Raw genomic sequence first — 2,643 nt, 5'->3', positions numbered from 1 at the left:
TAATCTGGCATCACTCGCTCAACTTCTTTCCAAAACTTAGGCGAGTGATCAAGTTGCTTTAAGTGGCAAAGCTCATGCACTATCACGTAATCAACGACGCGATTTGGCGCCATAACAATAATCCAATTGAAGTCGAGTTCACCTGTAGGGCTGCAACTTCCCCAGCGACTCTTAAGTGTTTTAATGCTTACTGATTTAGGTTCTAGCCCCATGGTTTTTGAATAACGTCTTACTTTTTCTTTAATCTTGCGTAACGCATTGAGCTTATACCAACGAATAACCGCATCTCGAACCAGATTACTGCGCTTAGTTCCATCTGGTAAGGTCGCAACCAAGCGCCCTTGGATGAGTTTCACTGGAATATAAGCCCCTGTAACTACCTTTAAGCGATAATTTCGCCCAAGATAAGCATAGGCCTCACCAGAAATAAACTCTCTGTCACTGGCTGGCTTGGACTCTTCATGCAGCGCAACCTTCTGCACTATCCACTGATGTTTATCTTCCACCAGCTGCTGGATACGCTCGATCGCCAAAGCTTTCGGAACAATCACAGAAACGAGGCCGTCATCGACCTTGATTGAAGCAGTTTTAACCCTACTGGTTCTAACAACATCAACACAAAGTCCTTTAACTTGTATTTGCTCAGGTTTAACTGCACTCACTATGACTTATTCCCAAACTTAGTCTTTGCCAATTCCATAAATCGCTCTTGAAGAATAGCCACCAACGCTTTATCACCAAACGGTTGATCCAATACTGCACGCTTAATCTCTTTCTTCATCCGTTTAACTTCATCATCTTTTCTGAAAAAGTCGATAATCTCTGTCGCTTCTTCTAGCATCGACACCAATACTTGAGTGGTTGTTTTGATTGCATCGTGAATGCTTTCATCAATCACATCACCATCGCTCGCTTGAGTGACTTCAGCCATCAAAATGCCATAGAAGGCGAACTCAGTTTCAGTTAGGCCGACATCTCGTGCCGCTTGCTGGTGGGCGTGACTAATATCATCAGTAAACTCAAATAGTAATTCAAGCTGCTCTGCCCACTTGCCGTGAGTTTTCTCAATAATGTCACGCAGCCTTAAGCTCAAAGATCGGTAATATTCAGGATCGTCATCAAGATTAATCGTAATGTGGTGCTTAATCGCACTTTCGATTTCAGATGCCTTAGACTCATCTGACTTCGTCGGTTTGATACTGTCTTTAAAGTTCGCAGCCAGTAAATCCACTGGTGGAATTTTAGGGTCTACGCCCGTACTCAAAATATGCTCATCCACTAATTGACGAACTTTCTCGCCAATCTCATGCATGTCTAAACCTTCATCACGATAAAGCGTCTTAGTCGCGTTATGGATTTTGCCTAGTAGCTTCATATCCGCAATAAAAGGGATAGCGGCAACATCGGGTAAAATCACATTTAACTGTTTGGCAAATTGCTTAAAAGCCATATCAAATTGCGCACGGATCGACTCATCTTTTAATGCCAATACATAGTCATCAATATTTGTACTTGGTTGACCGTTTACAGTTACATTTTTAAAGAATGACATCGCTCGAGTGTGCTTGGCTTTTACCTTAGGTATTTCATCTTTTAAACTTTGGTAAGTCCCTTCAACATCTTCACTGCTAAACAGATCTAATGCATCCGTTAGGTAGTTTGATAAACCGTGATAGTCCACAACATAGCCACACTCTTTGCCTTTATAGGTACGGTTAACGCGAGCTATTGCTTGCATCAACGTATGATCTTGCAGCTTACGGTCGATATACATTACTTGTGCTATTGGCGCATCAAAGCCTGTTAGCAGCATATCTTTCACAATCAGAAAGGCGGTGTTATCAAACTTTTTATTTTTGTCTTCTGTACCCTGTTTATCAATACCAAAGGGTTTCTTAAAGTTATTGATAATCTGTTTCTGGCGTACTTTGTCCGTGTATTGGGCGATATAAGCCTTGTCATTATGATCACCTGAAATGATCACTTCTGAAGGTGGTGCGCCTAACTCATCTAAGGTCTTTTTAAAAATGGCGGCGGCATGACGACTACCAACTACAATCATGGCTTTAAAACCATCAGGACGAATACGTTCCTTATAATGCTTAATCAGATCTATACACACCCAGCGAATACGGGCAGGGGCTTCACGCACGGCTTTCTCTACACCATACTTTTTCTTAATTTCACGCTGCTCTTCTTCTGTGTAATCACCAAAATATTCTTCAAATAGCTTATCCAGTGACTCTCCAGCAACCTCAGAAATCACTTCACGGCCTTCGTACAATAGTTTAACGGTTGCACCATCTTCTACTGCTTGGTTAATTCTATACTCATCAATATAACCACCAAATGCTTGGCCCATTTTTTGGGTTTTAAGCAAAGGCGTACCAGTAAAGCCTATCTTGGGTGCATTCGGCAGGGCAGCATTAATCGTCATTGCCAAACCCCCAAACTGGGTTCGATGTGCTTCATCAGCCAATACAATAATTTTATCGCTCGGATTAAGGTCGACAAACCCAGCAGCAACACCCTTTTGTTTTTCTTGTTCTTTCTCAAGGTCAGAAAACTTCTGCACCATGGCAGTCACTAAATCAGAGCTGTCTTTTTTTAGTAGTTCTTTAAGCTGCGCCACTGAACCAGCGT

Annotated in this window: 2 protein-coding genes; both read right to left on the bottom strand. The window is 42.0% G+C overall.

The window, feature by feature from the left end; genetic code table 11:
- The coding region (locus CXF78_RS19780) for a M48 family metallopeptidase (protein WP_102037723.1) at positions 1-662 on the bottom strand (662 nt) is incomplete at its 3' end.
- On the bottom strand, positions 662-2,643 hold a 1,982-nt coding region (locus CXF78_RS19775), incomplete at its 5' end, for a type I restriction endonuclease subunit R (protein ID WP_145991581.1). The genes CXF78_RS19775 and CXF78_RS19780, both read right to left, overlap by 1 nt.

It is taken from the genome of Shewanella sp. 11B5 (assembly GCF_002836795.1).
GTDB classification, from domain to species: Bacteria; Pseudomonadota; Gammaproteobacteria; order Enterobacterales; family Shewanellaceae; genus Shewanella; species Shewanella frigidimarina.
This window is presented reverse-complemented; position numbering and strand designations above follow the sequence as displayed.